At 69.6% G+C, this 26,588-nt stretch carries 23 protein-coding genes; 10 read left to right on the forward strand and 13 right to left on the reverse strand.

Translation table 11 applies throughout. The annotated features are described in order from the left end of the window. Nucleotides 1–82: 82 nt before the first annotated feature. Nucleotides 83–2,482 carry a transketolase gene (locus tag EDC64_RS08870; RefSeq protein WP_132030925.1) on the reverse strand — a complete coding sequence of 800 codons (2,400 nt, stop codon included), beginning with the start codon at nucleotides 2,480–2,482 and terminating at the stop codon, nucleotides 83–85. A 133-nt stretch (nucleotides 2,483–2,615) separates the two neighbouring features. Here EDC64_RS08870 and EDC64_RS08875 point away from each other — a divergent pair, with 133 nt between their 5' ends. Both EDC64_RS08875 and EDC64_RS08880 read left to right on the forward strand, forming a co-directional pair. Continuing rightward, nucleotides 2,616–3,077: an Lrp/AsnC family transcriptional regulator gene (locus tag EDC64_RS08875; RefSeq protein WP_132030926.1), complete on the forward strand. Its 462-nt coding sequence runs from the start codon at nucleotides 2,616–2,618 to the stop codon at nucleotides 3,075–3,077. Nucleotides 3,078–3,089: 12 nt separating this feature from the next. Continuing rightward, a complete protein-coding gene (locus EDC64_RS08880; RefSeq protein ID WP_132030927.1) occupies nucleotides 3,090–3,887 on the forward strand; it encodes a DUF72 domain-containing protein in 798 nt (265 codons plus the stop codon). 36 nt (nucleotides 3,888–3,923) lie between these two features. Here the strand turns inward: EDC64_RS08880 and EDC64_RS08885 are convergent, their stop codons facing one another. From EDC64_RS08885 to EDC64_RS08910, 6 genes are all read right to left on the reverse strand, one after another. Then, entirely contained in the window at nucleotides 3,924–4,979 is a 1,056-nt protein-coding gene (locus EDC64_RS08885) for an AI-2E family transporter (protein ID WP_132030928.1), read from the reverse strand. Nucleotides 4,980–5,097: 118 nt separating this feature from the next. Beyond that, the gene (locus EDC64_RS08890) at nucleotides 5,098–5,796 is read right to left on the reverse strand and encodes a response regulator transcription factor (RefSeq protein ID WP_132030929.1); all 699 of its coding nucleotides are present in this window, start codon (nucleotides 5,794–5,796) and stop codon (nucleotides 5,098–5,100) included. 4 nt (nucleotides 5,797–5,800) lie between these two features. Further along, nucleotides 5,801–7,867 carry a sensor histidine kinase gene (locus EDC64_RS08895; RefSeq protein WP_165933696.1) on the reverse strand — a complete coding sequence of 689 codons (2,067 nt, stop codon included), beginning with the start codon at nucleotides 7,865–7,867 and terminating at the stop codon, nucleotides 5,801–5,803. Between the two features lie 663 nt (nucleotides 7,868–8,530). After that, entirely contained in the window at nucleotides 8,531–9,715 is a 1,185-nt protein-coding gene (locus EDC64_RS08900) for a polysaccharide biosynthesis/export family protein (protein WP_207915980.1), read from the reverse strand. Nucleotides 9,716–9,937: 222 nt separating this feature from the next. Continuing rightward, nucleotides 9,938–11,140: an aminotransferase class I/II-fold pyridoxal phosphate-dependent enzyme gene (locus EDC64_RS08905; protein WP_132030931.1), complete on the reverse strand. Its 1,203-nt coding sequence runs from the start codon at nucleotides 11,138–11,140 to the stop codon at nucleotides 9,938–9,940. A 236-nt stretch (nucleotides 11,141–11,376) separates the two neighbouring features. Further along, nucleotides 11,377–12,186, reverse strand: a complete 810-nt coding sequence (locus EDC64_RS08910; RefSeq protein WP_132030932.1) for a LicD family protein — start codon at nucleotides 12,184–12,186, stop codon at nucleotides 11,377–11,379. A 419-nt stretch (nucleotides 12,187–12,605) separates the two neighbouring features. Here EDC64_RS08910 and EDC64_RS08915 point away from each other — a divergent pair, with 419 nt between their 5' ends. From EDC64_RS08915 to EDC64_RS08930, 4 genes are read left to right on the forward strand one after another with little or no spacing between them, the layout of a single operon-like run. Next, a complete protein-coding gene (locus tag EDC64_RS08915) occupies nucleotides 12,606–12,896 on the forward strand; it encodes a hypothetical protein (protein WP_132030933.1) in 291 nt (96 codons plus the stop codon). Between the two features lie 7 nt (nucleotides 12,897–12,903). Then, nucleotides 12,904–14,112: a beta-ketoacyl-[acyl-carrier-protein] synthase family protein gene (locus EDC64_RS08920; RefSeq protein WP_132030934.1), complete on the forward strand. Its 1,209-nt coding sequence runs from the start codon at nucleotides 12,904–12,906 to the stop codon at nucleotides 14,110–14,112. Between the two features lies 1 nt (nucleotide 14,113). Then, nucleotides 14,114–14,896, forward strand: a complete 783-nt coding sequence (locus EDC64_RS08925) for an SDR family NAD(P)-dependent oxidoreductase (protein ID WP_132030935.1) — start codon at nucleotides 14,114–14,116, stop codon at nucleotides 14,894–14,896. 13 nt (nucleotides 14,897–14,909) lie between these two features. Next, nucleotides 14,910–16,043 carry a hypothetical protein gene (locus EDC64_RS08930; RefSeq protein ID WP_132030936.1) on the forward strand — a complete coding sequence of 378 codons (1,134 nt, stop codon included), beginning with the start codon at nucleotides 14,910–14,912 and terminating at the stop codon, nucleotides 16,041–16,043. On the opposite strand, the gene EDC64_RS08935 is transcribed toward EDC64_RS08930, so the two are convergent. The 3 genes from EDC64_RS08935 to EDC64_RS08945 all read right to left on the reverse strand — a co-directional run bounded on the left by EDC64_RS08935 (nucleotide 16,009) and on the right by EDC64_RS08945 (nucleotide 18,731). Continuing rightward, a complete protein-coding gene (locus tag EDC64_RS08935; RefSeq protein ID WP_132030937.1) occupies nucleotides 16,009–17,148 on the reverse strand; it encodes a glycosyltransferase family 21 protein in 1,140 nt (379 codons plus the stop codon). The genes EDC64_RS08930 and EDC64_RS08935 overlap by 35 nt on opposite strands. A gap of 109 nt (nucleotides 17,149–17,257) precedes the next feature. Then, nucleotides 17,258–17,695, reverse strand: a complete 438-nt coding sequence (locus tag EDC64_RS08940; RefSeq protein WP_132030938.1) for a GNAT family acetyltransferase — start codon at nucleotides 17,693–17,695, stop codon at nucleotides 17,258–17,260. A gap of 1 nt (nucleotide 17,696) precedes the next feature. Then, nucleotides 17,697–18,731, reverse strand: a complete 1,035-nt coding sequence (locus EDC64_RS08945; protein WP_132030939.1) for an L-threonylcarbamoyladenylate synthase — start codon at nucleotides 18,729–18,731, stop codon at nucleotides 17,697–17,699. 128 nt (nucleotides 18,732–18,859) lie between these two features. Between EDC64_RS08945 and EDC64_RS08950 the strand changes: the two genes are divergently transcribed. Next, on the forward strand, nucleotides 18,860–20,650 hold the full coding sequence (locus EDC64_RS08950) for an acyl-CoA dehydrogenase family protein (RefSeq protein ID WP_132030940.1): 1,791 nt from the start codon (nucleotides 18,860–18,862) through the stop codon (nucleotides 20,648–20,650). Nucleotide 20,651: 1 nt separating this feature from the next. Here the strand turns inward: EDC64_RS08950 and EDC64_RS08955 are convergent, their stop codons facing one another. Next, entirely contained in the window at nucleotides 20,652–21,593 is a 942-nt protein-coding gene (locus EDC64_RS08955; RefSeq protein ID WP_132030941.1) for an NUDIX hydrolase, read from the reverse strand. 189 nt (nucleotides 21,594–21,782) lie between these two features. After that, a complete protein-coding gene (gene fabG, locus EDC64_RS08960) occupies nucleotides 21,783–22,562 on the reverse strand; it encodes a 3-oxoacyl-ACP reductase FabG (RefSeq protein WP_132030942.1) in 780 nt (259 codons plus the stop codon). Between the two features lie 173 nt (nucleotides 22,563–22,735). Here fabG and EDC64_RS08965 point away from each other — a divergent pair, with 173 nt between their 5' ends. Further along, on the forward strand, nucleotides 22,736–23,740 hold the full coding sequence (locus EDC64_RS08965; protein ID WP_132030943.1) for a phosphotransferase enzyme family protein: 1,005 nt from the start codon (nucleotides 22,736–22,738) through the stop codon (nucleotides 23,738–23,740). Then, complete coding sequence (locus EDC64_RS08970) at nucleotides 23,740–25,056, forward strand: aspartate aminotransferase family protein (RefSeq protein WP_132030944.1); 1,317 nt, start codon at nucleotides 23,740–23,742, stop codon at nucleotides 25,054–25,056. The genes EDC64_RS08965 and EDC64_RS08970 overlap by 1 nt, the downstream gene beginning before the upstream one ends. Nucleotides 25,057–25,060: 4 nt before the next feature. Here the strand turns inward: EDC64_RS08970 and EDC64_RS08975 are convergent, their stop codons facing one another. Beyond that, nucleotides 25,061–25,657 carry a HupE/UreJ family protein gene (locus tag EDC64_RS08975; protein WP_132030945.1) on the reverse strand — a complete coding sequence of 199 codons (597 nt, stop codon included), beginning with the start codon at nucleotides 25,655–25,657 and terminating at the stop codon, nucleotides 25,061–25,063. Nucleotides 25,658–25,930: 273 nt separating this feature from the next. On the opposite strand from EDC64_RS08975, the gene EDC64_RS23495 reads away from it, so the two are divergent. Further along, nucleotides 25,931–26,584, forward strand: coding sequence for an invasion associated locus B family protein (locus EDC64_RS23495; RefSeq protein WP_165933697.1), 654 nt, complete (start codon nucleotides 25,931–25,933; stop codon nucleotides 26,582–26,584). Nucleotides 26,585–26,588 lie beyond the last annotated feature (4 nt).

Genomic DNA, 26,588 nt, shown 5'->3' on the forward strand with positions numbered 1-26,588 from the left:
GGCGGCCTTCTCCGGGGCGATCCCGATCGGTCGACCCCGCCGCCGACCTGGCGGACGCGGCGAAGTCCAGGCCGGCGGGGGCTCACAACGCCCGCAGGTGCCGGATGGGGCGCCCGGGCGCCACAGCCTGGGCCGCGGCGACGATGGCGGCGGAATCGATGCCGTGGTGGCGGTACAGGTCCTGCAGCGTCCCGGTCTGGCCGAAATGCTCCACGCCCAGCGCCCGCACCCGATGCCCGTGCACGGAGCCGAGCCAGCCGAGGGTGGCGGGATGGCCGTCGAGCACGGTGACGAGGCCGCAATGGCGCGGCAAGGGCGCGAGAAGCCGCTCGACATGGCTTTCCGCTTCCGACCGGCCGCGCTCGCGCGCCCGCGATGCCGCGGTCCAGCCGGCATTGAGCCGGTCGGCGGAGGTGACGGCGAGGAGGCCGATATCGCGCCGGTCCTCCGCCATCATGCCGACCGCCGCGATGGCCTCGGGCGTGACGGCGCCCTGGACCGCGACCACCACCTCGCAATTCGGCCCCGGCGGGCGAAGCCAATAGGCGCCGTCCACGATGTGGCGTTTCTGATCGTCCGACAGGGTGCGCTTCGGCTGCTCCAAAGCGCGGGTCGACAGCCGGAAATAGACCGAGCCGCCGGTCTCGTCGCGCAGCCAATTGCGCTCGTCCGCCACGCCGGCCCCGTCGCGCTGCACATAATCGAAGGCGAAGCCCATCAGCACCGCCAGTTCGTCGACATAACACGGCTCGAAAGCGGCGAGCCCGTCCTGCGCCATGCCGATGAGCGGCGTCGAGATCGATTGGTGCGCGCCGCCCTCGGGGGCCAGAGTCACGCCCGAAGGCGTGGCGACAAGGATAAAGCGGGCGTCCTGATAGCAGGCGTAATTCAGGGCATCGAGGCCGCGGCAGATGAAGGGATCATACAGCGTCCCGACCGGGATCAGCCGCGCGCCGAACAAGGAATGCGAGAGACCGAAGGCGGACAGCATCAGGAACAGGTTCATTTCGGCGATGCCGAGTTCGAGATGCTGCCCGCTCGGCGAGAAGTCCCAATTGTAGGTCGAGGGAATGCGCTCGCGCTTGAACACGTCGGCGAGCGCGCGCTCGGCGAACAGGCCGCGCCGGTTCACCCACGGGCCGAGATTGGTCGAGACGGTGACGTCCGGCGCGGTGGTGACGATGCGGTTCGCGAGCGGGCTGTTGCCGCGCGCGAGATCCTGGAGGATGAGGCCGAAGCCCGCTTGGGTCGAGAGCGTCGCGTTGGGCGGGGGCGCGAGCGCGGGCACCGGCAGGGCCGGATCGGAAAGCCGCCGCGATCCGCCGGCGCGGAACGGCACGCGGGCTAGAAAATCGGACAGCGTTCCGGCGGGGGTCGAAAGACCCTCGAACGGCTCCCATTCCCGGCCGGGGCGGATAGCCATGGCGGTGCGCAGCAGGTCCATCTGCGCCGTCGTCATGAGCCCGGCATGATTGTCCTTGTGGCCGGCGAGCGGCAGGCCGAAGCCCTTGACGGTGTAGCAGAGGAAGCAGACCGGCCGGTCGTGGTCGATGCCGTCGAACGCGGCGATCAAGGCCGGCAGATCGTGGCCGCCGAGATTGGTCATCAGCGCGGAGAGGTCCGCGTCCGAGCGGCGGGCGATCAGCGCCGAGACGTCACCCTGGTCGCCGAGATCGTCCATGAGCCGCTTGCGCCAGGCGCCGCCGCCCTGGAAGGTGAGGGCGGAATATTCGCTGTTCGGGCAGGAATCGATCCAGGCCTTCAGCCGGTCGCCGCCCGCCTCGGCGAAGGCGGCCTGTTGCAGCGTGCCGTATTTGACCACGACCACCTGCCAGCCCATCGCCTCGAAAATGCCGACGAAGCGCTCATAGAGCCCCTCGCGGACGACCGCATCGAGGCTCTGGCGGTTATAGTCGACGATCCACCAGGTGTTGCGCAGATCGTGCTTCCAGCCCTCCAGCAGGGCCTCGAACACATTGCCTTCGTCGAGTTCGGCATCGCCCACCAAAGCGATCATCCGCCCCTCGGGCCGTGCGCCGAGAAGCCCGTGGGCGCGGACATAATCCTGGGCGAGGCTGGCGAACAGGGTCTGCGCGACCCCGAGGCCGACCGAACCGGTGGAGAAGTCGACGTCGTCGGTGTCCTTGGTGCGCGAGGGATAGGATTGCGCGCCCTTATAGGCGCGAAACGCCTCCAGCTTGGCCCGGGTCTGGTTGCCGAGCAGATATTGGATGGCATGGAAGATCGGGCTGGCATGCGGCTTCACCGCGACCCGGTCCTGCGGCCGCAGGACATGGAAATAGAGCGCCGTCATGATGGTCGCGAGCGAGGCCGAGGAGGCCTGGTGGCCGCCCACCTTCAGCCCGTCCGCGCTCTCGCGCAGATGGTTGGCGTTGTGAATGGTCCAGCTCGCGAGCCAGAGCACCTTGCGCTCCAGCTCGGCGAGAATTTCGATGTCGGCTGTCTTGTCCTGCGCGGCCATGTCCGGCTCTCCCTGGGGCGTCGCCCCGGCCGCATCATAGCCGCGCCGTGGAGGCGATTTTCGTCGAAATCGGGCTGTGTGGCGGCCCGTCCTGCACTATCCTGCCGTATATTTCCCATATCTGAGCGGAATCATGCAGATCGACGCCATCGACCGGAAGATCCTCGCTCTGCTCCAGGAGGACGGGCGGATCAGCATCGCCGACCTCTCCGCGCGGGTCGGCCTCTCGCCCTCGCCCTGCCTGCGGCGGGTGCGCGCGCTCGAAGCCTCGGGCCTGATCGCGCGCTATGTCGCGGTGCTGAACCAGCGCGCCGCCGGCCTCCCGGTCTCGGTCTTCGTCTCGATCAAGCTGGAGCGCCAGCGCGAGGAGGCGCTCGACGCCTTTTCGGCGGCGATCCGGCGCTGGCCGGAAGTGCTGGAATGCTATCTCATGACCGGGCAGCGCGATTATCTGCTCCGGGTGGTGGTGGCGGACCTCGAAAGCTACGAGCGCTTTTTGAAGACCAAGCTCACCCGGCTCGAAGGGATCGCCTCCATCGAGAGTTCGTTCGCGCTGGAGCAGGTGAAATATTCCAACGTCCTGCCGCTCGGCTGAGGAGGAGCGATCATGACCATTCGCGTCGGAATCGGCGGCTGGACCTACGAACCCTGGCGGGGGACCTTCTATCCCGAAGGGCTGAAGCACGCCCGCGAGCTGTACTATGCCAGCCGCGCCGTCACGACCATCGAAGTGAACGGCACCTTCTACCGCACCCAGACGCCGAAGACCTTCCGCAGCTGGGCGGACCAGGTGCCGGACGGCTTCGTGTTCGCGCTGAAGGCGGTGCGCTACGCCACCAACCGGCGGGTGCTGGCGGAGGCCGGCGACAGCGTCGCGGCCTTCGTGAACAGCGGCCTCGTCGAGCTCGGCGACAAGCTCGGACCGATCAACTGGCAGTTCGCGCCGACCAAAAGGTTCGATCCCGACGATTTCGGCGCCTTCCTGGCGCTGCTGCCGGACCAGGTCGGGGGTGTCCGTCTGCGCCATGCGGTCGAGGTGCGGCACGAGAGCTTCTGCTGCGCCGAATTCGTCGCCCTCGCGCGCAAGCACGCGGTGGCGGTGGTGATCGCCGACAGCCCCGATTATCCGGCGCTCGGCGACCTCACCGCCGACTTCGTCTATGCCCGGCTGCAGGACGCCAAGGCCGAGATCGCCACCGGCTATGACGACGCCGCGCTCGGGCTCTGGCGCGACCGGGCCCGGGGCTGGGAAACCGGTGCGGCGGCCGAGGGCCTGCCCACTTACGGCGCGACGGCGGCGCGCAGTGCCGCGCACAAGGGGGCGCGTGACGTCTTCCTCTATATGATCAACGGCGCCAAGGAGCGGGCGCCGGCCGCCGCGATGGCGCTCATCGCCCGGCTTTGACGGCCCCGGCGCATCGGCGCTCGGCCTCGGCCCGGCTCAATGCGCGGCACCGTCCGGCGCGGCCCCGTCCGGGGCGGCCGGGTCCGGCGGCGCGGGATTGCCGGAGAAAAGGTCGGCGATGAAGCGCGTCGCGGGATGGTGCGCGCACAAGGTGAGGCCGGCGATCAGCATCGGCACGCCGATGAACGCCCCCGGCAGACCCCACAGAAACGCGAAGAAGAACACGGCAAACAGAACCATGAAGGGCGAGACGGCGAGCCGCGCCCCGGTGATGCGGGGCTCCAGATAGGACCCTGAGAGGAATTGGATGATCGTCAGCGAGACGAACACGAATGCCGCCATCTCCCAGGACTCGAACTGGGCCAGCGCGAACAGCGTCGGCAGGAGGGTGGCGATGAGCGGGCCGATGAAGGGGATATAGTTGAACGCGAAGGCGATCGCCCCCCAGGCCAGCGCGAGTTCCAGTCCCGAGGCCAAGGTGAAGCCCCACACCACCACGCCGGTCGCGACGCTCATCAGCGTCCGCACCACCATGTAGATCTGGAATTTCTCGGCGATGTCCGCGCCGGCCGCGATCAGAAAGCTGCCGCCGCCGCGCCGCCGCCGGCTTTCGAGCTGGCTCTGGACCGCATCGACTTCGAGCAGGCCGAGAATGACGAACACGAGCGTCACCACCATGAAGCTGCCGAAGGCGTTCAGCCGGCTCGAAACGTCCTGGAACGCCCGCAGCATCCAGCGCACGTCGAAATGCTCGGCAAGCGTTCCGGCGAGCACCAAACCGTGCCCGTCGAGCCAGAGCGCCGCCTCACCATACAGCGTCTGGAACCGTGCGGCATTCAGGAACACCCATTGGCCGACATGGGAGAAGCCCCAGACGACCAAAGAACTGATGCCGGCAATCACACCGAGTGTGACGACGAGGGTCAGGACCGCCGCGAGCGGCATGGGCATGCGGGCGGCCAGTCCCCTTTGCAGCGGCCAGACGATGGCGATCACGAACAGGGCGAAGGTGACCGGCGCGAACACGGTGGCGGCGGCATAGAGAGCCGCCGCCACCGCGACGGCGGCGATCAGGCCAAGCAGGATCTTCATGACGCAACGCTCCCGGCGTCGGCACCGGTCTGTGCCGGAGCCTCTCAATTTCCCCGACCGTATCCGGGATTCGTCTCCAAAGCCTTGAAAGAAGAGCGCTTTGGCGTCGGTGCGAAGGTCATTCGTGGCGGATGAGGGCGGTGCCGGCAAAGACGTAGCCGATGCCGCGGGCCGAGAGCAGCGGCAATGGCCGATCGCACGCCAATTCGACCTTGCGCCGCAGGCGGAACACCAGGACGTCGAGGGCACGGCCGGTCGAATCGGCATCCTGGCGGCTGCCGGGTGCGATCAATTCGATCCGCGGGACCGGCACGCCCGGCTGCTGGAGCAGGCGCTCCAATAAGTGGCGCTCCGCCGCCGACAGCGGCACCCCCACGCCGCCGGGCGAGGCCAGGATCCAGCGCTTGGTGTCGAGGATCCAGGCCTCGGCGTCCGGCGCGGGGAGGCTCAGACCTTTGATGCGCCCGTAGAGATTGCGGATCACCATTTCCAGCTCGGCGGGGTCGGCCGGCTTCACCATATAATGGTCCGCGCCGAGCGAGAGGCCGTGCAGACGGTCCGCCTGCCGCGAGCGGCCGGTGAGCATGACGATCCCGGTGCCGGCGCGCTGCCGGACCTCGATGGCGGCATCGAAGCCGTCCGCACCCGGAAGATTGATGTCTAGGACGACGATGTCCGCGGGGTGCCTGGTCATTTCCGCGGCCAGATCCTCTGCGTTCGCCGCCGCGCGCACGGCAAATCCCGCCCCCGTCAGGTAGGTCGCGAGGCTTTCGCGCAGATCGTCGTCGTCTTCGATCAAAAGGACATGGATCGGCATCGCCTCAATCTCCCGGAGCGGGGACCAGGGGTGAGGGGGAGGCGGGTTCCGCGGCGGCTCGTTCCGGAAGCCAGACCTCGAACGTGCTTCCCGCACCCAGGCTGCTGGTGACGGAAATCGACCCGCGGTGCATCTCGACGACCCGCTTGGCGATGTGCAGGCCGATCCCGGCCCCTGGTTTCAATTTCCGCGTCGGAGACCGGTAATAGCGCTCGAATATCGCTTCCTGCTCCTCCGGTACGATTCCCGCGCCGGCGTCGCTGACGCGCAGCACGATGCCGGTATCGCGTGCCCCGATATCCAGTCGGACATCGCCGTCGCTGTATTTGAGGGCATTCGAGACCAGGTTCTCGATCAGCGTGCGCAGCAGGACCGGATCGGCCTCGATCGTCGCATGCCGCAGGCCCGCGGTTTCGATGGTCCGCTCGCCCTGCGCCGCCTGCTCGCGGCAGATGTCGACGGCGAGCGCGGCGACGTCGACGGACGCGCGCTCGGCCCGCATCGCGGCCCGGTCGATCCATTCCTCGGCAAGAAACGTGTCGATCAGGCTGGTCAGCCGCGTGAGCGCGCGGACGATTTTCTCGCCCTCGCGCCGGAGCTGCGCGTCCAGGCCGGCGGAACCGCGCACGATAATGGCGATCGCGGCGCGCATGGTGGCAAGCGGCGTGCGGAATTCATGGCTCACCATGACGAGGAAGTTTCGCTGCTCGCGCAGGGCGACGCGCAGGGCGGCCTCCGCCTGCTCGCGCGCCCCGACTTCGCGCCTCAGTTCGGCCGTGCGCCGCTCCACCGCCCGCTCCAGGGCGGCGGCATTCTCCTGCGAGGCGCGCAGCAATTGACCCTGGAGGAGGCGCCGCTCCCGCGCTCCCGCCCGCAGCGCCGAGGCCATGCCGGCGAAAATCGCCGCCATATGGAGCAGGCCGATCGTCTGGTAGCCCCATTCGATGATCCAGCCGATCGGCAAGAGTCCGAACACCACGAGCGCGAACCACCAGGTTGCGGCGGCGTAGCTTGTGAAGCCGATGAAATACCACAGTCCTGCCGCTTCGCCGCGGACCATCCGTGCGGCAGCGAGGATCGGCACGATCAAAGAGGTGACGAGGATGCTGACCATCAAGGCGGGAGCAATCAAGCCGTAGTGGCCGAAAACGGAGAAAGCCATGCCCGCCGCCCCGGCAACGCCGAAGGTCGAAAGCCAGAGCCGGACGAAGGGATGCCGGCCCGGTGGGCAGAAAATCGAGCGGACCATGAAGGCCGAGATGAAAATGCCGAGGCACCCGATCGCGCCCTGAAGGCGCAGCACGGCGAAGGGGGGCAGCGGGTCCAGAATGAGCGCGAGAAACCCGGCATTGGCGAGGAAATTCAGCGCCGTCGCTCCGACATAGGCGCCGTACCAGGCGAATGGCGGACTGCGCAGCCAGAGGCCGAAGATCAAGGCCCCGATCGAGGTGATCCCGGCCGCTCCGATCGCGATGGCGATGATCAGGACGTTCAGGGTGAGATGTTCGACAAAGTCCGGCAGACGCCAGAGCACCGGCTGCGCGCTCAGCGAGCGGGCACCGGACAGGCGCAGGAACAGATCGGTTTCCTCGCCCTCCGGAAGAAAGACCCGCACGACATAGGTATTGGTGAGAAGGTCGCGGCTTTGCGGCGGAAAGAGCGCACCGGTCGTCTTATGGGCGATGTGTCGGGTGCCATCTTCGCCGCGGTCGGGCGCATGGACCTGGATCATGTCGGTGAAACGGGCATTGATCGCGAGATACCAGATCCCGCCTTGGCCCGGCTCCGGCATCACAGAGACATGCAGCCACCAGGCGCCTTGGGGCGAGTAGCCGACGTTGAAGTTTCCCTCGATCGGGTGGAAGCGGCCGGCATCGGCGCGGGCCTCGTCGAACGTCATGGTTCCCGAGGGGTCGTGATAGACCGAGATGTGACCGGCGAGCGGCACGCCAGAATCGCGCGCGGCGAGGTCGAGCGTCGCCGCCGCTCCTCCGCCCGCCATCAGGACCAGGAAGAGGAACGCTGCGGCGAGGAGACGGGCGGGCAGACCGGTGGCCGTGGCGCGGATCAACATAATCTTCAGAAGCCGGAAAGCGGAGAATCAATGCGCGTGTTCAAAACGATCGACGGATCGCGAATTGTCCCGGGTTTCCTGCGTGCGCGCAATTGCCGTCACGTGAAACCTCTCCCGAGTCTCCGGAGACACGCATTCGCATCGCAGCGCCGGGACGCCGTAGCCTGCCGCAGCAATACTGGCTGATTCAGCCTCTCATACACGCGCAATAAACCGCGCGGATCGTGAAAAAATCTCCATCCCCTGTCAAAAATAAAAAATCAAAAATAAATCAACAATACTTCAATTCCCCCGCACGTATTTCATTATCAGAAAGCATTACCAATAGTGGCATTTTAGGGTGAACGCTCCGAGGGTCAACGAAATAAAATGTAAAAAAAAGAGAGTGTTTGAGCCGCGCGGGAAGGGCGGTCGAAAAGAATAGAAGGTGGCGGGAAAAGTCGGGCCACGCGGAGCGATGCGAAGGTTGCCGCTTGCGTCAACGGCTTCTCTTCAAAGGAAACGCCAATCGAGGAGCAAATCGCGACGTGTCAAAGATTTAAGGCGACCCCCCGGGTCGATGACGCGGCGCGGACAAGGTCCAGGCCGGTCGCGGGTGGCGATCAATGGCGGATGAGCGCGCGCAGCCTCGACCCGCCCGAGTCGGGCGGGTCGTCGCGGTCACTGCGCGAGGGTGACGGCCGTCGCAGCGGTTCCGGTCACCGGCGAGATGATCGACATGATCTTCTGCAGATTGGTGAGCGGCGAACTCGCGATATAGAGGATGTCCTTGTTCTGGACCTTCACCTGCCGCGCGAGGAAATAGCTGTTCGTGTTGCGCAGGTTGATTCGATACACGACTTCGACGGCCGTCTTGCCCGGCGGAATCGGGAAGCTCGGGTCGATCTGAACCGCGACCGAAGGCGGCTCGAAGCGGAGCAGGAAGACACCCTCGGGGTCGGATTGGAATTCGAGCAGGCCGCCCGACTTCGCGATCGCCTCTTCGAGCGAGATGCCCGCCGCGTCGAAATTGACCACCGCCCTGAGGCCGGTCGCGCCGAATGCGGTGAAGCTTTGGGGGACGCGCTCGACGACGAGCGTGTCGCCCGGCTGGACATAGATGTTTTCGCGCGGGTTCATCAGCAGCAGCTGCATGGGAACGCGCGACGTGCGTTGCCCGCGCGTCAGCGAGAGGAAGCTTTCGTGGATCGGCGCGCGCACTCCGCCCGCCGTGGCGAGCACGTCGAGAATCCGGTCGCCCCGCGGCGAGAGCGGGACGCGGGCGCCGTTCACGACTTCGCCCCCGACCGTGACGGTGTTCGATACGTTGCGGCTCACGGTCACCAGTGCCTGCGGCTCGATCGCCTTGCCTTGCAGGCCCTGAATGATGGCCTCCTGCACTTCGGGCGTGGTCTTGTTGAGGACGTTGATCTGCCCGGCATAGGGCACGGTGATGTAGCCGTGCTGCGTGACCGTCTGCTCCGGGATGACCGCGGTGTGCGAACCGGGCGAATTGCGGTCGGCGACCGGCGCAGAGAACAATCCGCCGGACGAGGCTTCCCAGATCGTGACGGTGATCGCATCGCCGATCCCGATCCTCTGGGTGGCGGCGGGACGACGATCACCGAAGCCGCCGTAGAACGAGGACTTGGCGGTGTTGGCGAGGATCTGCACCACCCGCTCGTCGAGCTCGGTCACGATGAAGCCGGAATGGACGTCGCTGGGCACGCGCTGGTCGGAACTCATCACGTCGAACGTGGCCGCGCCCTGGCCCGGAAGCCCGCAGCCGGTCAGCCCCATCAGCGCGGACGCGGCCATAAGCAGAAGACTGGCACGCTTCGCCCGCAGTCCGTGGAAGACCGACATTCCATCCTCATGCACCGACCATGCTGCACCGCGGGTGCCGCGCGCAGACCTTTACGGACCAAGCGTCGCGCGTCAAGCGCCGCCGCAGCCCCGTTCCGGCGTACCCCATCTATTGTAAAGATCCTGCAAACACAGGGGCCTGGGGTCTCTCGGGGGGCGTCGCGACATGTTGCATTTGCGCATCGCTGCGGCGGCAAAGCGGACGGAAGGGCCGGTGTGCCGCTACGTGACGTTGCGGATGATGCCCAGCGTGCGGTCGATTTCACACCGGTCGAGGTCGGCGGAGAGAAAGAAGCGGATCCGCGAGGAGCCGGTACCGATCCCGGAATGCATGATGGGCGGGGCATAGATCCCGGCCGCGGCGAGCGCGCGCGACACTGCGGCGGTCCGGGTCGGCGTGTCGAACAGAATCGGCACGATCCCGGCACCGATCGCCGATCCGGTGGCAAGTCCGGCCGCGGCGGCTTCGGACAGGAAGTGGCGCGAGAGTGCCTGCAGGCGCGCCACCCGCTCGGGCTCCCGGCGCAGCACCCGCAGCGCGGCATCCGCCGTGGCGGCGATCGCCGGCGACAGGCCGACGCTGAAGACGAAACCGGGAAGCGTGAATTTCAGCCAATTGACGAGCTCGGCGCGTCCGGAGACGAAGCCCCCCATGGAGGTGAAGGTTTTCGACAGCGTGCCGACCAGGATGTCCACGCGCGCGGGATCGACACCGAAATGCTCGCATGCCCCCCGCCCCGTGGGACCCAGCACGCCGATGGAATGGGCTTCGTCGACCATTACCCAGGCGTCGTGCGCATCGCGGATGTCGAGGAGGCGCGGCAGGTCGACGATATCGCCGTCCATCGAATAGAGGCCCTCGACCGCGATCAGGCACAGGCCGTGCCGCTCGCGCTGCTCGGCGAGAATCTGCGCGAGGTGGTCGAGGTCGTTGTGGCGGAAGGTGCGCACCGTCGCCCGCGTCGCCTTCGCACCGTGGACGACCGAGCTGTGCGCCAATTCGTCCATCACCACCAGATCGTCGGCGCCGACCAGATGCGGGATCAGCGACAGGCTGACGAGATAGCCGGCCCCCATCGTCATCGTGGCTTCGGTGCCGAGAAAGTCCGAGAGGGCGCTCTCGAACTGCGCGTGGATCTCCCGCTCGCCGCCGATCAGCCGCGACGCGCCCGCGCCGATGCCGACGGTGTCGATCGCGGATTTGGCGGCGGCGCGGACCTCGGGATGCCGGGAGAGGCTGAGGTAATCGTAATGGCCGAGGCTGAGAAACGTCGTGTCCGCCTGGGCGGCGGCGTGCTCCATCGTATCGATGGGACGAAACCAGGGGCTCTCGGGGCCGGTCAGAACGATGCCGGGCGGCAGGCCCGTGGCCGCCAGGCGCATGCGCTTCCTGGCATAATCGTGCAGCCGTACCCGCATCTTCATCCTGCGCCTCCTGTGCCGTCACAAACGCCTGGGCGGCGCCTCGCGGGGGTGCGTCGGGACGGACCCACGGGTGGGGATCGCAGATGGGTCGGCGCGGCGACCCCCCTTCGCGAACGGAAGCGGACACACGGTTCGAATCGACCGGAGCCGAGCGGATCCGACCCCCTGGGGCACCCTGCGGCGAAACACGCGCGCCCGTCAATCCGGCCGGGATCGGCCGAAGGGGTCGGGGCGCCTCATTCTCCCGCCTCATTGTTCCGGTCGGCGGCGATCCGCCGGCGCGCCCATCGCTTCAGCGCGTTGATGGCGAGGATGTAGCTCCCGTTGAACCACCACCAGGGTACGCTCAGAACGGGGCGCCAGCGCGCCTGGCCGCGAAAGCGTGCCGAAATGGCCGGCCAGTCCAGCCGGTCGGGCGTCCGCGCCCGCGCCCAGAAGTCCTGCGCCGCGCGCCGGATCCGGGGCGGACGGAAGGCGCGCATGGCCTCTTCGCCGGCAGATGCGCCGTAGAGCCGCGCGAGAATCTGCTCGGTCTTCTGCGGCGCGAGCACGAAGCTGCCATAGATCGGCAGCCGTTGCAGGTCCCGCAGTTCGCCCTCCGCGAGATGGGGCGCGCCACCCTCCCAGACGGGCAGATCCTCGGGGCGCGCCGCCAGCGCCGGCAGGACGGTGAGCGAGAGATGTCCCGAGGCCGCCGGCCAGATCGCCTCGCGCACCCAGAGAAAGCCCCTCGGATCGCGGGTCATCCGATAGCCGTGCGCACGCATCACCGGCGCGAGTCGCGCTTCCACGGCATCGATCGTCACGTCGATCAGGAACAGATCGTGGTCCTCGTCCCAGGGCAGCGGGGCGCCGAGCCGCGCCGCCCCGAGCAGCGATCCGTAATGCACGACATAGTCGATCCGGGCCTCCTCCAGGGCCGAGGCGACGAACAGGAGGAGGTCGGTGAAATGGGTGGCCGCGCCGGTCGGCATCATGGCCCAGTCCGGCCGCGCGCTGGGCAGCAACCGCGCGAGGCGCGCAAAACCGTCATGTATCCACGACATCTGGTCTTCCCGGGTGGCGCACGCGATCTTAGAGCACGCGCCGATCGGCCCGCAGCGCAAGCTGATCGGATAACGCGTTCTCCCACAAATGTTTAGAGGCTGATTCACCGATCAGGTTGGTTCGGTCCGATCGGATGGGCTCAAACGGCGGCCCTCCGCAGGGGGCGTGCCGTTCGATCCAAAGACGTGTTGACGGCAGCGTTCGGGACCTTGATACCATGGCAAGCATGAATCCGGGCTGCCGTTGGGGGAGTCGGATCAGTTCAAATTTCGCGCGCCGAGCACATAGTCCCAGCTTTCCCTCAGACGACTGAAGCGATAATTTGCCGAAGCGGATGCCAGTACAGATCGACGCCCTGCTTGTGTATGTTGCCGTCAATGCCGTCTCGGATCGACTTTCAGTTGAGAGGATAAATTCGATGGTTGAAGTTGCGGAGGGTCACGCCGCGCTGCTCGACAGGAAGGCCCTGCAGGAGGAAATCATCGCCTTTCTTCAGCGGGAAATTCAAGATCCGAGCGTCATCCTGACGATGGAGACGCCGACGGACAGCGTCGTCATCGACTCGCTCGACATCGCGCGCGTTCTTTTTAAGATCGAAGAAAAATATCAATGTGAAATCGTTTTGTCCTTGGCCGCCCCGCCCGAGTATGTCGGTGAAATCGTGGATTTCCTGATCGACCAAATCTTGCTGGAAAAGCAGAACGGATAGGACGTCCATGGCCATCAGCGCCATTACGGGGCTCGGAATCGTCTCGAGCGCGGGTCAGGAGGTCGCGTCCTTCGCATCCGCCGTTCTGAACGGGACCTGCGCCATCGGCGACATCTCCGATCTGACCGAGGCGAATCAGCGGGTCGCCATCGGCGCGCCGGTGCGCGGGTTCGATGTCGCCGGGCATTTCGACCGCCGCACGGCGGGCCAGCTCGATCGCTTCTCGCAATTCGCCGCCGTCGCGGCCCGACAAGCCTGGGCCGATTCGGGGCTTGCGGCCGCAGCGCCGGCCCCCCACCGGCTCGGCGTCGCGATGGGCACGAGCGTCGCCGGCATCGACATTTTGGACGCGGGCTTTCGGCGCATCCTGCACAAGGGGCTCAAGCCGGATCCCTTCACCGTCCCGATGACCATGGGGAATGCGCCCACCAGCCGGATCGCCTTCGAGATCGGCGCCCGCGGACCGAGTTTCGGGATCAACAGCGCCTGCGCTTCGGCGGCGCACGCCATCCTTCTGGGCCACAAGCTGATCGCATCGGGCCTGGCGGATGTGTTCGTCGCGGGCGGCACGGATTCCTGCTTTTCCGACGGCTTCCTGCGCGCGTGGGATTCGCTGCGCATGCTGTCGCCCGAGCCGTGCCGGCCGTTCTCCGCCGACCGGCGCGGGCTGTCGATGGGCGAGGGCGCGGCGGTTCTCGTCCTGGAATCGCGCGAGCACGCGGCGCGGCGCGGCGCGCAGGTCCACGGCTATTTGGTCGGCGGTGGATTGAGCAGCGATGCCTGCGGCATTCTGGTGCCGGATTCCGCCGGCATGGCGCAGGCGATGCGCAGCGCGCTGGAAGATGCCGGCCTGGATGCGGCGGACATCGACTATATCAATGCACACGGCACCGGAACGGTGGCGAACGACAAGGCGGAGGCGGCCGCGATCCTGGACGTCTTTGCCGGCCGGCCGGAGCCGGTGCGGGTGTCCTCGACCAAGTCGATGATCGGCCACAGCATGGGCGCCTCGGGGGCGCTCGAGGCGGTCGCGACCCTCGCCGCGCTGAAAGCGCAGATCGCGCCGCCGACCGTCAACGTCACCGCCGCCGGACCCGACTGCCCGATCGACATCACCCCCGAAATCCCGGTGCCGCAGCCGATGCGGTACGCCATGTCCAATTCGTTCGGCTTCGGCGGGCTCAACGCCGCCTTGATCTTCGAACGGGCGCAGTGACATGGCCTCCAGCTTCGCCCATGTCGCCATCACCGGCGCGTCGAGCGGGATCGGCGCGGCGCTGGCGGAGGCGCACGCGGCCCCCGGCGTGCGCCTCGTCCTCGGCGGACGGGATGCGGCGCGTCTCGCGGCCGTGGCGGCCCGCTGCCGGGAAAAGGGCGCCGAGGCGGCGGTGCAGTGCGTCGACGTCACCGATGCCGCCGCCATGCGCGGCTTCATCGAGGCGGCGGACGATCTGCGCCCGCTCGATCTCGTCTATGCCAATGCCGGGCTCGGCGGCTTGCGCGCGCTGGCGGCCCCCGACGGCGAGGCGATCGAGGCCGCGCACGCGATCATCGCGACCAATCTCGCCGGCGTCGTCAACACCGTCGCGCCCGCATTGCGCCGGTTCGTGCCGCGCGGCGCGGGTCATCTGGTCCTGGTCGGCTCGCTCGCCGGGCGGCTCGGCCTGCCGCATTCCCCGGTCTATTCGGCCTCCAAGGCCGCCGTCGCGGCCTATGCCGACGGGCTGCGCCGCCTCACCGCCCGCACCGGCGTCACTGTCACATTGATCGAGCCGGGTTTCGTCAAGACGCCGATGGCGGAGGGCGTGCCGTCCAGCGCGCTGATGCAATGGTCGGCGCCACGGGCTGCTGCGGCGATCCGCGCCGCCGTCGAGGCGCGCCGCCCGGTCTATGCCTTCCCCTTCGCTTTGGCAGCGCTGCTCCATCTGGCGCGCCATCTGCCCCGCCCGCTGGTCGACGCCATCCTGTCGGCGGCGCATCGAAAGTCCGGCCAGCCATGACCTGTCCCCGAACATGAATGCCGTCACGGTGAAGTCGCTGAGGTCCGGCGCCCGGGTCACGGACTGGATCGAGACGCCCGCGATCGTCCATGCCGAGGATCCGCATTTCGTCCGCCAGCTCGACCTGAAGGAGCGGATGCGCATCGCCCGGCGCTTCAATCCGTTCTTCCGCTTCGCGCGCGCGGAAATGTTCGTCGCCTATCGCGGCGGCCGCCCGGTCGGGCGGATCAGCGCCCAGATCAACCAATTGCACCGCGCCCGGCACGACCCCCAATCGGGCCATTTCGGCTTCTTCGACTGCATCGACGACGTCGCCGTGGCGCGGGCCTTGTTCGATGCCGCGCGGGGCTGGCTCGCCGCCCAGGGCGCGACCTCCATCAGCGGCCCCTTCTCCTTCTCGATCAACGAGGAATCCGGCCTGCAGGTGGACGGATTCGACACCCCCGCGGCGATGCTGATGAACCAGGCCCGCCCCCATACCGGCGCGCTCGTGGAGGCCGCCGGCCTCACGCCCGAGATGGACACCTTCGCGTTCCGGCTGCGCGGCGGCGCTGAGGTGCCGGCGCTCGATCGGCTCGCGGCGCAGGTCGCGGCAAGCGCTGCGCTGACGATCCGGCCGGTGCGCGTGGACCAGTTCGCGCGCGAGGTGCGTCTGGTCATCGACATCTTCAACGATGCCTGGAGCGAAAACTGGGGTTTCGTGCCGTTCACCGACGGCGAGATCGACGCCATGGTGCAGGAATTGAAGCCGTTTTATGCGGCCGAATATGGCCGCTTCGTCGAAATCGAGGGGGAGGCGGTCGCCTTCATTCTGGCGATTCCCGACGTCAACGGCCTGATCCAGCCGTTCCGCGGCCGGTTGCTGCCGCTCAATTGGTGGCGGCTTCTGTCGGGGCTGAAGAAGAAGCGGTTTTCCGCCTTCCGGGTGCCGCTGATGGGGATCCGCCGCGCCCACCAGAACTCGCCTTTGGCCGCCGGCATCCTCGCCTTGATGGTGAGCGAGGCGCTGAAGGAAGCGCGAAACTACGATCTCGACTGGGTGGAGTTCTCCTGGGTGCTGGAGACCAATCGCCCCATGATGGCGCTGGCGCGGATGATCGCCGGCCCGCCCGTCAAGCGCTACCGCTATTATCGCGGTCCGATCTGACCTCCACCGCCTGGCCGCGCCAGACATAGCGGCGCCGGAACCAGGCGAGGATCCAGATCGCCGCCATCATGACGTCGCGGACGGCGCAGGCGAACGGATAACGCCAGCCCGCCGGCCAGCCCGCGGCGGCGGCGAGCGCCGTCTCGGTCCCGTACCAGAGCGCAAGGAGGCCGAGCCCGGCCGGCAGCAGCGGCCAGGACAGGCTCTCCGCCGCGACCAAGGCGGCCGCGAGCGCGGCGAAGACCGGCAGGAAGACCTCGGCGGCGAACACCAGCGGATAGGTTCTGCGCCGCACCAGCGCCCAGCGCAGGGTGCGGTTCCACACCTCGATCGCGCCGCGCGGACCGAGCGGCTGCGCGATCGGGCGCCGGCAGAGCCGCACCCCGAGGCCGGCGCTCCGCACCAGCTTGGTGATCGCGGCATCCTCCGCCGTCTCGCGATAGAACCCCTCGATCCCGCCATGGGCGTCGAGAAAACTGCGGCGGAAGGCCAGCAGCTTGCCATGGGCGAAGCCGCCGCCCAGTTCGTCCCCGGCGAGCTGCCAGCGCGCGAAGCACGAATTGAGCAGCGCGCATTCGACCTCCGCCCAGAAGCCGGCGGGTCGAGTGCCGAGGGGCGGGGAGGAGACGAGGCCGGTTCGCCCGTCCCACACCGCCAGCAGCCGTGCGATCAGGTCCGGCGGCACCTCGACATTGCCGTCGATCATCACGACGAGATCGGCCGTGGCGGCCGCAAGGCCCTGTTCCACCGCATCCATCTTGGGATTGTCGGAGACGCGCGTGCGGCCGGTGAGGAGGCGGGCCGTGCAGTCCGGCCGCGCGGCCAGTGCGGCCCGGATCTGCGCCGCAGCGGGATCCTCCGGCGCAAAGGCGCAATAGAGGATTTCGGCGTTTGTCCCGGTGAGGTCGAGGGCAGAGAGGGCACTGCGGGTTTCGAACGGCGTGAGGCCGACGACGGGGATGACCAGCGTGACCGGCTCCGCGGGCGCGTCCGCGGGGAAGGCCGGCGCGCTGCGCACCCGCCGCAGCGTCGCGAGCGCGGTGCCGAGATGGAGCAAGAGAAGGAGCGCGAGCAGCCCCGCCGCGATCCCGCCCGTCACGTCCATCGCGCGCTCCCCTCCGAACCCGGAGACCGCTCAGCGTGCGACCGGCGCGCGGGCCGACGCCGCGCGGCGCGGGCGGACGGCGGATCGCACGCCTCCGTCGTCCTCGGCATCAGGCTTGATCGAGCCGCTTGGAAAAGACGATCCGCGGCTCGTCGAGATAGCCGAGGGCGGCGTAGAAGCCGCGCACCCCGGCGTTCTCGGGGCGCACCATGAGCATCAGCTTGGGCACGCCGCGGGCCGCCAGCCAGTCCTCGGCGGCGGTGGCGAGCCGGCGGCCGAGGCCGCGGCGCAGCAGATCGGGCCGCACGGCGAGGTAATAGATCCAGCCGCGATGCCCGTCATGGCCGACCATCACCGAGCCGGCGAGGCCGCTCTGGTCGCGCAGGACCAGGATCGAGGAATGCGGACCGCGCCGGGCCAAGGCGATGTCGGCGCGCGGATCGTTCCAGGGCCGCACCAGTCCGGCGGCGTGCCAGAGCGCGATCAGTCCTTCGGCATCGTCGTCGCGCATATGGCCGAGGGCGGGTTCGGCATGTCCGGTCTCCATCTCAGCCTCCTTCGATTTCGGTGGAACGTGGGGCGGCGGCGCGCCGGAGGCGGTCGGCGATCGCCTCGCCGAGCCCGGCCTGCGGCAAGGGGACGACGGCGATGCCGCGCGCGCCCGCGGCATCGAGCCGGCGCAGCGCGCCGTAGAGATTGGCCGCCGCCTCGACCGGATCTCCGGCCGGGCTGAGGTCGAACACCGCCATCGCCGCGTCCGCACCCGGCGGAGCGGCGCCGGCAAAGGTCAGCAGGGCCTCGTCCGGTGCCACCGTCTCTGCATCGAGGCGCACACGCGCGCGCGGCGCATAATGCGAGGCGAGCCGGCCCGGCGCCAGCGGCCGCGCCGCGTCGCCCGACGCCGCGTCCGCGACCGCATGGCCGAGGATCCGGGCAATGTCCGCCCGCGCGAGCCCGCCGGGCCGCAGCAGGGCCGGCACCGCACCGGTGCAGTCGAGGATGGTGGATTCGACGCCGACTTCGGTCGGCCCGGCATCGAGCACCGCATCGATGCGCCCGCCGAGGTCCTGCATGACATGGGCGGCTTCGGTCGGCGAGACGTGGCCGGAGCGGTTGGCGCTGGGGGCGACGATGGGCCGGCCGGCGGCGCGGAGCAGATCGAGGGCGACCGGATGGGCGGGCACCCGCACCGCCAATGTGCCGAGCCCGGCGCGGGCGAGGTCGCACATCGCCACCGGGTCGCGGAGCGGCAGGACCAAAGTGAGCGGTCCCGGCCAGAAGGCGGCGGCGAGCCGTTCCGCCGCGTCGGACAGATGGCCGAGCGCAGCGGCGGCGGCGGTGTCCGGGACATGGGCGATCAGCGGATTGAAAGCCGGACGGCCCTTGGCGGCATAGAGCGCGGCGACCGCGCGCGGATCGCCGGCATCGGCGCCGAGGCCGTAGACCGTCTCGGTCGGGAAGGCGACGAGACCGCCGCGGAACAGAAGCCCGGCCGCCTCCCGCACCGCCGCCGCGCGGCCGGCGCCGGACGCATCCAGGAGGCGGGTCGTGCGGGTCAGGCTGTCGGTCGGGCTGAGCGGCATGGGACCTTTCCGGGCGGGGGCTTGACGAATGAGGCCCCCCGCATCGAACTGAGGCCCCGCCGGCCGCTTCGATTACGGCCGGAGGCGGGCCGAGGTCAATGCCGCGCAGGCCGGCGAGGGAGGGATTGATGAGCTATCGCGCGCCGGTCGAGGAAATCGGCTTCTTCCTCAGGCACTGCACCAGCCTGCCGCAGGCCATGGCGGAGGGCCGGTCGGACCTGTCCTTCGATCTCGTGGACAGCATCCTGGAAGAGGCGGGGCGGTTCGCGGCCGAAAGGATCGCGCCGCTCGACCGGGTCGGCGACACCGTCGGCAACCGGCTCGCGGAGGGCGCGGTGACAACGGCGCCCGGCTGGCGGGCGGCCTATGCCGCCTGGACCGGCGCCGGCTGGAACGGGGTGGCGGCGGGGGAAGCGTTCGGCGGTCAGGCCCTGCCGTGCGTCGTCACCTCGGCGCTGACCGAATTCTGGAACGCCGCCTCGCCGGCCTTTGCGCTCGGCCCGGTCCTCACCATGGGGGCGATCGAGGCGCTGACCCGCCATGGCGCGCCGCCGCTCCAGGAGGCGTTCCTGCCGCACCTCGTCAGCGGCCGTTGGACCGGAACGATGAACCTGACCGAGCCGCAGGCCGGCTCCGACCTCGCCGCGCTGCGCACGCGCGCCGAGCGCCAGGCCGACGGCAGCTACCGCATCTTCGGCACCAAGATCTTCATTTCCTATGGCGAGCACGACCTCGCCGAGAACATCGTCCATCTGGTGCTCGCGCGCCTGCCGGACGCGCCCGCCGGCACGCGCGGCATCTCGCTGTTCGCGGTTCCCAAGATCCTCCTCGCCGGCGACGGCACGCTCGGTGCGCGCAACGACGTCAAGGCGATCGGCCTGGAGCACAAGCTCGGCCTGCACGGCTCGCCGACCTGCACCATGACGTTCGGCGAAGCCGGCGAGGGCGCGGTCGGCTATCTTGTGGGCGAGGAGAATCGCGGCCTCGCCTGCATGTTCACCATGATGAACAATGCCCGCCTCGCGGTCGGCATTCAGGGCGTGGCGGTGGCGGAGCGGGCGACCCAGCGGGCGCTCGCCTTCGCGCGGGAGCGGCGCCAGGGTCGCGCGGCGGGCGCGGCGCCGGGCGAGATGAGCCCGATCATCGCCCATCCCGACGTGCGCCGCATGCTCCTGACCATGCGCGCCGAAACCGCAGCCGCCCGCGCCCTCTGCCTGCGCACCGCCGACGCCCTCGACCGCGCGGAGCGTCACGCCGACCCGATCCTGCGCGCCGCGGCGCACGCCGAGGCGAGCCTGTTGACGCCGATCGCCAAGGCGTTCGCCACCGATGCCGGCATCAAGGTCGCTTCGCTCGGCATCCAGGTGCATGGCGGCATGGGCTATATCGAGGAGACCGGGGCGGCCCAGCATCTGCGCGACGCCCGCATCTTCGCCATCTATGAGGGGACCAACGGCATCCAGGCGATCGACCTCGTCCTGCGCAAAGTGCCGCTCGCCGGGGGCACGGTCGCCGAGGGGCTGATCGCCGATTGTCGCGCGGCGGCGGCGGACGTCCTGGCGCTCAACGCGGTCGAGTTCGGCCAGACCGGCGCGCGCCTTTCCGAGGCCGTGGACGCGCTCGGCCGCGCCACGCGGGCGATGCTCGACTGGGCCGCCGAGGCGCCGGAAAAGGCGCTGGCCGGTGCGACGCCCTATCTCGCTTTGTTCGCCCGCGCCGCCGGCGGCGCGGCTCTGGTGCGGACCGCGCTCGCGGCGCACGGCGCGCTGAATGCCGGCGCCGACGATCCCCGCCTCATGGGGCGGGTGACGTTGGCGCGCTTCTTCGCGGAGAATCTGGCGGTCGAGGCGGCGGGGCTCGAAGCGGCCGTCCATGGCGGCGGCGCGGTGCTGGAGGCGGATCCCGCTTTGGCGCTGTAGCTCAGCCGCGCCGGACCCCGGTGGGCCGGACGCCAGGAGCGGGGCGCTCGATCAGCACCTCGCGCCGGAACCGGACCAGCCGGGCCGGACGCCCGGTGCCGGTCACGCTGCCCCCGGTCTCCTCGACCAGCCCCTGGCTCTCCACCAGCCGGCGGAAATTCTGCTTGTGCAGCCGCATGCCCGACAGCGCCTCCACCGCCAGCTGGAGCTGGAGCAAAGTGAAGGCCGGCGGCATCAGCTCGAACACGACGGGCCGATATTTGATCTTGCCGCGCAGCCGGCCGATCGCCGTGGCGAGGATGCGGCGGTGGTCGAACGCCATCGCGCGGCCCAGCGCGGGCGCGGCGCCGTCCTCTACCGCCTCCTGCACGAGGCCGGCCTCATAGAGCAGTTCGTAGCGCTCCAGCACCCGCTCGTCGTTCCAGGTCAGGCCCTCCCCGAAGGCGAGGCGGCGGCGCTGGCGGCGGATCTCGGCGCTCTTGGCGTCCGGCGCCGCCCGCGTCCAGGCCTCGAGGGCGATGTCGACGGCATCGAGGACCGCCGGGCGGCCGGCGCGCCAGTCCTCCCAGGGGAAGCAGCCGTACCAATCGAGCCAGGCGGCCTCGATCTCGCCCGCCGGTCGAGCCTCGCGCACCAGAGCGAGATAGGCGACCGACAGCGCGCGCGCCCCGGCATCGTGCCGGTCGAGATCGCCGAAAGTGTAGAGCTGCTCGACATAATTGAGCTTCTGGTTGGTCTGCCGCTCGACCCAGGAGCGTAGCCCCGCCTCCAGCGTCCGATGCGCCGCCTCGAGCGGCCCGGAGGGCAGAGCCGGCCGCTCGCCGCCATACAGCGCCAGCACGCGCGGCTGCTCCGCCGTCACCGCGACCACCGCCGCGGACAGGTCGATGCTGACGCCGGGCTCGGACCCAAAAGCGGGGAGGCGGTGAGGAGGATCGGCCATGGACGCGCACTTCTGTCCGGCGCCGCAGAGGAGCCGGCGGCTCTCTATCGCGCGAAGTCGCGCGCGCTTCAACGGCCGTCTGCGCCGGCCGCCCGATCCGCCCACCGGCCGCTCGGACCGCCTTCACATCTCGGGGAAATCGGCCATCGGCCGGTCCCCGCGCCGCCGACGTGAGGCCGGGCGGCGCGCTCAGCCGGCTGCCATGTCCTCGAGCGCGGCCAGCGATTCGGGCAGGACCTGCCCGCCGTCCACGACCAGGGTCTGGCCGGTGATGTAGCCGGCCTCCTCGCTGGCGAGGAACAGCGCCGCATGGGCGATGTCCTCCACGCTGCCGAGCCGCTTCAACGGGATCGAGGATTCCATCTTGCGCAGATAATCCGCGCCGAGCCCGTCCAGCCCCTCGGTCCGGATATTGCCCGGCAGGACGGCATTGACCGTGATTCCCCAAGGCGCGAGTTCGAGGCAGGCGGTGCGCACGAAGCCGAGCTGACCGGCCTTGGAGGCGCCGTAATGCGCCCAGCCGGGATAGCCGGTGATCGGCCCGGTGATCGAGGAGGTCACGACGATCCGGCCCCATCGGGCGGCCTTCATCGCCGGCAGGACGGCGGCGGCCGAGAGGAAGGTGCCCTTCAGATTGGTGCCGATCACGGCGTCGAAATCGGCGCCGGTCATGGCGTCGAGCCGCGCCGCCGGGAAGATTCCGGCATTGGCGCACAGGATGTCGATCCGGCCATAGCGGTCCAAAGCGGCGGCGGCGAAGGCGGCGCAGGCCTCCGGATCGGCGACGTCGGCGGCGAAGGCGGAGGCGTTGGGGCCGATCTCGGCGGCCGCCGCCGCGGCTTCTTCCAGCCGGAGCGCGACGATCAGGACATTGAGACCGGCCGCGCCGAACCGGCGCGCGATGCCGCGCCCGATCCCCTTGCTGCCGCCGGTGACGATGACGGTGCGCCCTGCCAGGGGGGTGAACATGGGGCCTCCTCGGCGCCGGTCCGGGGCGCGCGGCGAAAGGATGCGGTGCCGAAATTCCGGTGTAAAGCCTGCAATTCGGGGCCTAACATCGCCGCTAACAGACCATCTAAGCCCCGACATAACGCCGAGACCGACCGCCGGGCCACCGCGCGGCGCGAGAGGAGGGCCGGGCCATGTACGACGCGGCGTTTCTGGAGCGGCTGGCCGACGGGCTGCGGCGGGCGCTGCCGCGCTGGGACCTCCCGGCCGACGCGCGGCTCGACCTCCTCACGGTCTCGGAGAATGCCACCTTCCGCGCCGCCGGCCCCGGCGGGGCGGATCTGGTGTTCCGGGTCCACCGCCCCGGCTATCACAGCCGCGCCGAGATCGCCTCCGAACTCGCCTGGATCGCCGCGCTCCGCGCCGAGGAGATCGTGCCGACGCCGCGGCCGGTGCCGCTGCGCGACGGCAGCCTGATCGCCGACATCGACGATGCCGGCATTCCCCGCCAGGTGGTGGCGTTCGAGTTCGTCGCCGGCCGGGAGCCGGACGAGCGCGACGATCTCGTCGCCTGGTTCGAGGTGCTGGGCGCGATCCATGCCCGGCTGCACCAGCATGCCCGGACCTGGGCCCGACCGGCGGGCTTTGCGCGCAAGGTTTGGAATTTCGACACCATGCTCGGCCGCACGCCCTTGTGGGGGGACTGGCGCGCCGCGCTGGGGCTCGACGCCGCCGGCGCCGCGGTGCTGGCGCGGGCGGTTGCGGCGCTGGCGCACGATCTGCGGGCGGCCGGCACCGGGCCGGACGCCTTCGGCCTCATCCATGCCGACCTGCGCCTCGCCAACCTCCTGGTGGCGGGCGACCGGCTCGCTTTGATCGATTTCGACGATTGCGGCTTCTCCTGGTTCCTCTACGATTTCGCCGCCGCCGTCTCGTTCATCGAGCACACGCCGATCGTGCCGGACCTTTGCGCGGCCTGGGTCGCCGGCTATCGCACGCGGCTGCCACTGTCGGACGCCGCGGCGGCGCAACTGCCGATGTTCGTGATGCTGCGGCGGATCCTCCTCACCGCCTGGATCGCCTCGCACGCCGAGACCCCCACCGCCCAGGGCCTCGGCACCGGCTACACCGCCGGCACGGTGGAGATGGCCGAGGCCTATCTCGCCCGCCGACCGCAGCCGGTGGAGGCGGGGGGCTGATGGCGAAGGACATTCTCGCGCTCAACGCCTTCGCGCCGGGCGCCGGGCTTCCGGGGGACCTGGAGCGGCAGGTGGCGCGGCGCCGCGCGAGCTTCGGCGCGGGCTCGGTCCTGTTCTACGAGCGCCCGCTCCATCTCGTCGCGGCGCGTGGCGCGACCGTCACCGCGGCGGACGGGACGACCTATCTCGATCTCTACAACAATGTGCCCTGCGTCGGGCATGGCCATCCCAAGGTGGTCGAGGCGGTGGCGCGGCAATTGGCGACGCTGAACTGCCATTCGCGCTATCTGACCGACGCCGTCACCGCCTATGCCGAGCGCCTGCTCGCGACCTTCCCGCCCGCTTTGTCGAACCTCGTCATGACCTGCACCGGCAGCGAGAGCACCGATCTCGCGCTGCGCATCGCGGCGCAGGCGACCGGCGGGACCGGCTTCGTCGTCACCGCGACCGCCTATCACGGCAACAGCCGCGCCGCGACGGAGGTCTCGCCCGCTTCGTACAAGACCGGCGGGCCGCCGGCCTTTGTGCGCACCGTGCCGGCGCCCGATCCGGACCGGTTCGGCGCGGATATCGGGTCCGGCTTCGCGCAAGCGGTGCAGGCGGCGATCGCCGCGCTCGCGGCCGACGGCATCGGCTTCGCCGGGCTGCTGGTGGACACGATCTTCTCCAGCGACGGCGTGTTCGCCGATCCGCCGGGCTTTCTCGCCCCGGCGGTGGCGGCGGCGCGGCAGGCGGGCGGGCTGGTGATCGCCGACGAGGTCCAGCCGGGTTTCGGGCGGACCGGCGCGGGGCTCTGGGGCTTCGCGCGCCACGGCGTCGTCCCGGACATCGTCACCTTGGGAAAGCCGATGGGCAACGGCTATCCGATGGGCGGGGTGGTGACGCGGCCGGATTTGCTCGCCGCCTTCACGGCCGCCTTCGGCTATTTCAACACGTTCGGCGCCACGCCGGCGGCGGCCGCCGCCGGGGGCGCGGTGCTCGACGTGCTCGCGGAAGAGGGGCTGATCGCGCACGCGGCCGAGGTCGGCGGCCATCTGCGCGCGCGCCTCGCGGATCTTCGGGCATGTCGGCCGGCGCTCGGCGCGGCACGCGGCGCCGGGCTCTATCTCGGGATCGACTGTCTCGACCGCGACGGGGCGCCGGACGCGGCCGGCGCGTCGCGGCTCATCAACCGGCTGCGCGATCGCGGCATGCTGATCGGCGCGGCCGGCCCGCTCGGCCATGTGCTCAAGGTGCGTCCGCCGCTCTGCCTGACGGCGTCGGAAGCCGACAGGTTCGTCGATGCGCTCGACGCCTGCCTCGCGGACGCGGCCTGACGCCTCAGGCGATGCCGGCCAGGATGGCGATCCCGGCGACCGCGATCGCGGCGCCGGTGCCCTGGACCAGAACGGCACCCCGCTCCGAGCCGGTTCTGCCGATCGCCGTGCCGAGGCCGATTCCGGCGAGATGCAGCGCCGCCGTCGCGAGCAGGAAGCCGAGGCCGTAGGCCGCGCCGCTCGCCGCCTCGGGGATCTCGGTGCCGTGGGCATGGCCGTGGAAGATCGCGAACAGCCCGGTGACCGCCATCGCCACCGCGAGCGGCGCCCGGAGGCCGAGGGCGATCGCGCCGCCGAGCGCGATCACCGAGCCGGCGATGCCGATCTCGACCCAAGGCACGTCGATCCCGGCCACGCCGAGCATACCCCCCGCCGCCATCAGCGCCAGGAAGGTCGCCGGCACCGCCCAGAGCGCACGGCCGCCGAGCTGGCCGGCGAAAATGCCAACCGCCACCATGGCGAGCAAATGGTCGAGCCCGGTGAGGGGATGCAGGACGCCGTGCGCGAATCCGTCCGCGCCATGCCCGGTATGGGCGAAAGCGAGGGTCGGCAGCGCGGCGGCCAGGCTGGCGAGAAGGCCGGTACGGACAAGACGGTTCATCGCGAAATCCCCAACCGGAGCCTCGGTCCGGCGCGGTGCGACCGGCCCGATCCGAGACCCGCTCGAAACCCTGTGACGCGGCGCCGCCCCGACGCCCGGCGCAGAAGCGCCCCGGCGGAAGCCGCGCCCGTCCAAATCATGCTAAGCTGCCTTGATGGTGCTGCGCAATGCGCCGCGTGCAAGACCGGTGGTCCGATCCGGTTGGCACTGCGGTGCGGTATTGATATGCAGGGCGCCGAACCGGGAAGTTTGCAGAGCGCGGGGAGTCTTTTCATGGGTTTCAGCATTGGTCTCGGCATTTTTCAATCGCGGGCGGGCCGGCTTGCCTGCGGTCTTGCGGCGGGTATCGCCGTTCTCGGTCTGACGGCGGTGGATTTGGCGCAGGCCCAGACGCCGGCCCCTGCGCAGACCCAGCCTCGCAAGCCGGCCACGCCCCCCGCGACGGCGCAGAAGCCCGCCCTCGGCAGCCAGGACGACAATGTCCCGAGCCGCACCAGCGCGACCTATGACGATTGGGTCGTGCGCTGCGAGCGCGGCGAGAGCACCGGCGGCGTCAAGGTGTGCGAAGTCGCCCAGACGCTGCAGATCGGCAATCAGCAGCAGGGCCTGATGGCCCAGGTCGTGTTCGGCAAGCTGAAGGAAGATGGCCCGCTGCGCATGGTGCTGCAGGTGCCCGTGGGCGTCTGGCTGCCGGCCGGCGCGCAGTTCACCGCGGGCGACAATGCCAAGCCGATCCCGGCCGGCTTCAAATTCTGCATCCGCGCCTGCATCGCCGATCTCGACCTCACGGCGCAGCAGGCGGCGGCGCTCGCGACCGCCAGCGGCTCCGCCACGCTCGCCTTCGAGGACCGCAATCAGGCGCCGATCAGCCTGCCGGTCTCGCTGAAGGGCCTCGCCCCGGCGCTCGCCGCCCGCGAGAAGATGTGACCGC

Origin of the sequence: Aquabacter spiritensis (genome assembly GCF_004346185.1) — a bacterium.
Classification (GTDB): domain Bacteria; phylum Pseudomonadota; class Alphaproteobacteria; order Rhizobiales; family Xanthobacteraceae; genus Aquabacter; species Aquabacter spiritensis.